Origin of the sequence: Natronomonas sp., assembly GCF_046710025.1 — an archaeon.
Classification (GTDB): Archaea; Halobacteriota; Halobacteria; order Halobacteriales; family Haloarculaceae; genus Natronomonas.
The window spans coordinates 1-6208 of sequence record NZ_JBKEGK010000154.1; the positions used below are offsets into that span (position 1 = coordinate 1).

Consider the following 6208-nt stretch of genomic DNA (forward strand, 5'->3'; position numbering starts at 1 on the left):
CTGGCGGCTTTTTGTATCGTACCGCATATACAGGTACATGACCGTTACGTTGTACCGTCTTGAGGGCTGTCCGTACTGTGAGCACGTCGTCGATGTTCTCAACGAGTTGGACGTTACCTTCGCCAGCGTCTGGGTCGAGGGGCTCCACTCGGAGCGCGACGAGGTACGGTCGATCACGGGGCAGCGACAGGTCCCGGTGCTCCTCGACGACGAGTACGGCATCGTAATGAGTCAATCGGCACGGATCATCGAGTACCTCGAGACCACGCACGGCGACGCGGAGTCGCCCGCTGTTCTCGAGACTGATATCGGCGGGTGAGGCCACTCAGTCGAGATCGTGTGGGTCGAGTCCGGGGTCGTCGACCGGCGGTGCGCCGAACGAGAGGACGACCCCGCGGTCGTCACCGACGTTTCGGTGCCCATGACCGACCTCCGGCGCTGCGACCCAAAACGTTCCGGGGCCGGCATCGACGTACTCGGCCTCACCGGATCGCCCCAACTTCAGCGAGAACTCCCCGTCGAGAACGAAGTACAGCTCCTCCTGTTCGCTGTGGGCGTGATACTGGATTTCCTCGTCGGGCTCGAAGTACCACACCGTCGCCCGCATTTCCGAGAGGCCGAGCTGTTTGCCGACGGGTTTGATGTCGAGATCCGGCGGAACCGAGTCGACCTCGGAGAGATCAGTCACCGATACGTCATCGAGGTCTACTACTTCGTACTCCATATGCCATATGCTCACGAAAGGCGGGGACAAAAACACCGGTGTCTCCAGGTCCTGGGATAGCCGTCGGCAGATTGACCGCCACAGCACCGACTGGCACAGACGTTTTTTGCCCTCACGCCGGAGCGTTAGTATGGACGACGACCTCGTGGACATCGCCGCGGAGATCCGTTCGGCCGAGTCGGTCGTCGCCCTGACCGGCGCGGGGGTGTCCACAGCGTCAGGAATCCCGGACTTTCGGTCCGAAGACGGAATCTGGAGCGAGTACGACCCGATGGACTTCCATCTCACCCGATTCCGGGCTGACCCCGGAGGCTTTTGGCGCGACCGCGTCGGGATGATTGAGGACCTCTTCGCGGGCGATCCCGAGCCGAACGCGGCCCATGAGTCACTGGCGGCACTCGAATCAGCGGGGCAACTGGACACGCTCGTCACGCAGAACGTCGATGGCCTCCACCGGGCCGCGGGGAGCAACACTCCGATCGATATTCACGGGAACGGCCGACGCGTCGTCTGCACCGACTGCGGTGTCAAGGGAGGCGTCGAACGCGCTATGGAATGCGTCCGCGGCGGCGAAACGCCGCCGACGTGCGAGCGTTGCGGGGGCGTATTTAAACCTGACGTGGTGCTATTCGGCGAAGAGCTCTCAAAAGAGAAACTCGCCCGATCCCGATCTGCTGCCGAGGGGGCCGACGTGTTCCTCGCGATCGGCACTTCGCTCTCCGTCGAACCGGTCGCCTCGCTACCGCGGCACGCTCTCGATGCCGGAGGGACGGTCTGCGTCGTCAACCTCGACCGAACCGGGGTTTCCGCCGACGCCGAGTACGACATTCGAGCGGATGTCACAGACGTGCTCCCGCAGGTCACCGATCAGGTGCTCGTCAGATGATGTTCGTTCGCTTCACCGAGGATGGAGGATCTGTGGAGTCCGGCCGGGCAGCCGATCTGTGTTCGGCCGCATGAACGACGCACAACTAAATTATCCGATCCGGCTGTGGACAGGGTATGCCTGACGGTGTCCGCGGCGTCGGATTGGACGACGAAACCCGGTGTACGCACTACGGAACCGAACGGGATGTCGTCGCCATCCGGTTTAGCTGCTGTGGGGAGTACTACGCCTGCTTCAAGTGTCATCGCGCGCTCGCCGACCACGACGCGATCCCGTGGCCGGCCTACCGGCGCGACGATCCGGCCGTCCGTTGTGGCGTCTGCGGGACGTCGATGCCTGCACCGGTGTACGTCTCGGGCGACACCTGTCCGGACTGCGGGGCGGCGTTCAATCCGAACTGTGCGGCACACTACAGCCGCTACTTCGAATGGCTCGATTGAGTGTGAGTAGTTGGGTACCTGTCTCCGGCACTCACGATTCAGTGCTGTCGAGACGAAGGACGCAACCGGGAGAGCCAACACCGCGTTCGTCGGGCGCTACAGGTAGCCTTCCTCAAGCAGTAACTCGCCGTTCAGGATGCTTGCGCCGGCGGCGCCGCGCATCGTGTTGTGAGCCAGACAGTTGAACTGAATACCGTGGCTCGTCGTCTCGACTCCACCGGCGGCGACGGCCATTCCGCCGCCGAGGTTCCGGTCGAGGCGGGGCTGGGGGCGATCCGGTTCCGCGAACACCTCGATGAGTTGTTCCGGCGAGGAGTGTAGGTCGATACCGGGGAACGACTCGAAGGCCTCGACGACAGCCTCGGGCGCGGGGTCGTCGGCAAGGTCGGCCCAGACGTTCTCGAGGTGGCCGTCGAGCGTCGGAACGCGGTTACACGAGGCCGAGACGTCGGCGTTGTGAAGGCTGACCTCGGCCCCGTCGAAGGAACCGAGAAGCTTCCGCGATTCGGTCTCCATCTTCGTGGCCTCGCCGCCGATGTGAGGGATGACATTGTCGATGATCTCCATCGAGGTGACGCCCGAGTAGCCGGCTCCGGAGACGGCCTGCAGCGTCGAGACGTGGACCCGATCGAGGCCGAACTGGTCGAGCGCCGCCAGCGTCGGTACCATCGTGATCGTCGAGCAATTGGGGTTTTTGATCAACGCGCCGTCCCAACCGCGCTCGTCGCGTTGGACCTCGATCAGCCCGAGGTGGTCGGCGTTGATCTCGGGGATCGTCAGCGGGATGTCCTCATCCATTCGTCCGTTCGAGGAGTTCGACGAGACGACGTAGCCTGCTTCGACAAACTCGGGTTCGACCGCCGCGCCGACATCGGAGGGCAGCGAAGAGAAGAGCAAGTCGATATCGTCGGAAACCTCGTCGGGATCAGTCTCGACGACCGTGCTGTCGGCGATCTCGTCGGGAATGGGCGAGTCGACGCGCCACTTTGCGGCGTCGCGGTACGTTCGGCCGGCGCTCGCTTCGGAGGCGGTGAGCGTGGCGATCTCGAAGTCCGGGTGCGGTGCGAGCAGTTGGATGAGTCGCTGTCCGACGGCGCCGGTCGCGCCGAGGACACCTACGCGAGTGGACATTGGCGATCGTATGGCGAGCCGTAAGAAAACGGTTGTGGAAACCGGCGGCTACTGGGGTGTTGAAAACAGACGATCGTCTGAAAACTCGGCCGCCTACGCGCTTTGCGGAACGCTCTGTTTGCTGGTGACGTACCCGGCGATCCGGTTGCGGACGCCCTTCGACTCGACGTTGGTGAGCTCGTCGACCAGATCCTTGTTGTGCTCAAAGTCGTCGCCGAAGGCCTTCGGGTACCGGTTCATGAGCAGCGTAGCGGTCTTTTTAACGTAGGCGGGTTTGATAGCCATTATTACCAGTCACTACCGCTGTGGCACCTAAAAAAGGTTCGAAAGGGCGTCCGGTCCGTATCAGACGACGAGGTATTCCTCAAGTTGTCCGCGGTCGCTGACCGCGTCGCCGGCGATCTCGTCGACGATCGTCCCGCGATCGATCGCGTAACACCGTTCCGCGAGGCCCTGTATCACCGAAAGGTTCTGTTCGACAAAGAGGATCGTCGTGCCGAACGCCTCGTTGATCGCCTCGAGATCCTCCGTGATCGACTGGACGATCGACGGCTGGACGCCCTCCGAGGGCTCGTCGACTAACAGGAGATCGGGATCGCCGACCAGCGCGCGAGCGATCGCGAGCATCTGCTGTTGGCCGCCACTCATCGTGCCGGCGTCTTGATCGGCACGCTCCTCTAGGATCGGAAAGTAGTCGTACACCTGCTCGTAGCGCGTCGCGCCGTCGTCGCCGATCCCCTCGCCGATCGTGAGGTTCTGTTCGACGGTCAAGCCGGGAAAGACGTCCCGACCCTGCGGGACGTAGCCGATCCCGCGTCGGGCACGGACGTCGGCCGGTTCGCCGGTCAAGTCGTCGCCATCGAAGCTGACAGTGCCGGTTTCTGGCTCGAGCAGCCCCATAATCGTTTTTAATAGCGTCGTCTTTCCGACGCCGTTGCGGCCGACGATCCCGACGATCTCGCCGTCCTCGACGGTAAAGTCAATATCTCTGAGTATCGGCGTCCCGTCGTAGCCGGCGTTCAGGTTCTCGATCTCGAGGCTCACGCGTTCTCACCAAGGTAGATCCGGCGGACATCCTCGTCGGCTTCGATCTCCTCGATCGGGGCTTGCCTGAAGATCGATCCCTGGTTCAACACGGTGACTTGCTCGGAGATCTGACGGACGAACTCCATGTCGTGCTCGACGACGAGAAACGTCATCCCGTCGTCGTGTAGCGACCCGATCAGGTTGGCGATGTCGGCCGTCTCATCGATCGACATGCCGGCGACCGGCTCGTCGAGGAGCATGAGCGTCGGGTCGAGCGTCACCGCCATGCCGATCTCAAGACGCTGCTTCTCGCCGTGTGAAAGCTCGCTGGCCCCCGTGGTGGCCTTCTCCGCGAGCGAGATCCGATCCAGCGTCTCGGCCATGACGCGCTCGATGTCGCGGTCGGTCCGCTGAAGCGGCACCTGAAGATTCTGCTCGACCGTGAGGTTCTCGTAGACGTGCGGTGATTGGAACTTGACGCTGATCCCGGTGTCGATCCGCTTGTGCGGTGGGAGTCCCGTGAGATCGCGGCCGTCGAAGTAGATCGACCCCTCGCTCGGCGAGAGCTGGCCGGTGATCAACTCGAGCAGCGTGCTCTTGCCCGCGCCGTTGGGACCGATGAGACACCGGATCTCGCCCGCATCGATCGAGAAGTCGACGCTATCGACCGCGGTGAGGCCGCCAAAGTTTTTTGTGAGCTGTTCGGTCGCGAGTACGGTGTCGGAGCCCGCGCCGGTCGCGGCGACGGCGGGCTGTTGTCTGACGTTGATATCCTGTGGCGTGCTCATTCGATTGGTTCCTCCGTCGTGGTCGTCGAGCCGGACTGCTTGCGCCCTCGGGCGAGCGCCCGGTCTTTGAGTTTCTCGAGCGTCGGGACGACGCCAGCCGGCATGAACAGGATCACGCCCAACAAGAGCCCGCCAACGATCACGAGCGCCCACTCGGAGCCGATCGGGCCGATCCCGCTGGAGAGCCCCGTCCGCATGCGCTCGATGGCGAACGTCGCGCCGATCGCGCCCAAAAGCGACTCGCGGCCGCCGACGCTGACCCACACAACCGGGAGGGCGGCGAAGGCGATCCCGAAGACGCTTGGGTCGATGTAGTTACCCCAACTGGCGTAGAAGACACCCCCGACCGCGGCCAACGCCCCGCCGATGGTGAAGACGACCAACTTCACGAACGGGACGTTGTAGCCGAAGGTCGCGGTCCGAGCCTCGTCCTCGCGGACAGCAACCATCGTCATCCCGAACTCGCTGTTGACGAGCGCCCGAAGCCCGAGGTACGTCACGACGAGCGTTGCGAGCAGGGCGTAGTACAATCCGTTGCCGTCGAGCACCAGACCGGCCTCGCCGATGCCGAGCGTGAGGTCCGGAATGTTCGTCATTCCGTTGAACCCGCCGAGTCGCGCGTCGCCGATCGCCCATTCACTACCGGCTGTCTGTGCCATGAACGTGTTCAACACCAAGGCGACGACGAGCGTCATGATCGTCACGTACGTGTCTCTGACACCGCCATAAAACATGAAGTAGCCCAACAGGGCCGCGAACAGCGTCCCGACGGCGATAGCGGCGACGATGGCGACGCCAACGCCGGTCGCCGACGAGAGGTTGATTCCGATCGCACCGAACGCGTAGGCGGCGACCCCAAAGAAGGCAACCTGTCCGAAGCTCAACACGCCCGCATAGCCCCAGATGAAACAGAGACTCAGGGCGAGGAACGCGAGCGCGAAGTAGCGCGAACTCTGGATCACGGTGTAGGGGTCGGTCGTTTGCGGGTACGCGGCCAGCGCAGCCACGGCAACGGCGAGACCGACCCAAAACGGGATTGAGTTGCCGACAGTATTCGGCCCCTCGAAGGGGGCACGAACACGGTCAAGGAGCGACCGCCCGTCCGTGCCCAGTCGGTCGCTCATTCGCTCGCCCTCCGTCGTTTCCGCAGTTCCTCGACGTAGCCTGTGATTCCATCGGGGAGGACGCGCAACGCGACGATGGCGACGAGCAA

At 63.4% G+C, this 6208-nt stretch carries 9 protein-coding genes; 3 read left to right on the forward strand and 6 right to left on the reverse strand.

Going from position 1 to position 6208, the window contains the following annotated elements; all coding sequences use genetic code 11:
* Positions 1 to 37 precede the first annotated feature (37 nt).
* Positions 38 to 319 carry a glutaredoxin family protein gene (locus ACI944_RS10440; RefSeq protein ID WP_411718988.1) on the forward strand — a complete coding sequence of 94 codons (282 nt, stop codon included), beginning with the start codon at positions 38 to 40 and terminating at the stop codon, positions 317 to 319.
* 6 nt (positions 320 to 325) lie between these two features.
* Here the strand turns inward: ACI944_RS10440 and ACI944_RS10445 are convergent, their stop codons facing one another.
* Entirely contained in the window at positions 326 to 724 is a 399-nt protein-coding gene (locus ACI944_RS10445; protein WP_411718989.1) for a cupin domain-containing protein, read from the reverse strand.
* Positions 725 to 854: 130 nt separating this feature from the next.
* Between ACI944_RS10445 and ACI944_RS10450 the strand changes: the two genes are divergently transcribed.
* Both ACI944_RS10450 and ACI944_RS10455 read left to right on the forward strand, forming a co-directional pair.
* Positions 855 to 1610, forward strand: coding sequence for an SIR2 family NAD-dependent protein deacylase (locus tag ACI944_RS10450; protein WP_411718990.1), 756 nt, complete (start codon positions 855 to 857; stop codon positions 1608 to 1610).
* Between the two features lie 116 nt (positions 1611 to 1726).
* The gene (locus tag ACI944_RS10455) at positions 1727 to 2050 is read left to right on the forward strand and encodes a CHY zinc finger protein (protein ID WP_411718991.1); all 324 of its coding nucleotides are present in this window, start codon (positions 1727 to 1729) and stop codon (positions 2048 to 2050) included.
* 96 nt (positions 2051 to 2146) lie between these two features.
* Here ACI944_RS10455 and asd read toward each other — a convergent pair whose 3' ends face one another.
* The 5 genes from asd to ACI944_RS10480 form a co-directional block, all read right to left on the reverse strand.
* The gene (gene asd, locus ACI944_RS10460; RefSeq protein WP_411718992.1) at positions 2147 to 3181 is read right to left on the reverse strand and encodes an aspartate-semialdehyde dehydrogenase; all 1035 of its coding nucleotides are present in this window, start codon (positions 3179 to 3181) and stop codon (positions 2147 to 2149) included.
* 93 nt (positions 3182 to 3274) lie between these two features.
* Entirely contained in the window at positions 3275 to 3466 is a 192-nt protein-coding gene (locus tag ACI944_RS10465) for a 30S ribosomal protein S17e (protein WP_411718993.1), read from the reverse strand.
* A 60-nt stretch (positions 3467 to 3526) separates the two neighbouring features.
* Positions 3527 to 4225: an ABC transporter ATP-binding protein gene (locus ACI944_RS10470; protein ID WP_411718994.1), complete on the reverse strand. Its 699-nt coding sequence runs from the start codon at positions 4223 to 4225 to the stop codon at positions 3527 to 3529.
* Entirely contained in the window at positions 4222 to 4995 is a 774-nt protein-coding gene (locus tag ACI944_RS10475) for an ABC transporter ATP-binding protein (RefSeq protein WP_411718995.1), read from the reverse strand. The genes ACI944_RS10470 and ACI944_RS10475 overlap by 4 nt, the downstream gene beginning before the upstream one ends.
* Positions 4992 to 6119 (reverse strand): ABC transporter permease subunit, encoded by a 1128-nt coding sequence (locus tag ACI944_RS10480; RefSeq protein WP_411718996.1) that lies wholly within the window; start codon positions 6117 to 6119, stop codon positions 4992 to 4994. Before ACI944_RS10480 ends, ACI944_RS10475 begins: the two co-directional genes overlap by 4 nt.
* Between the last annotated feature and the right edge of the window lie 89 nt (positions 6120 to 6208).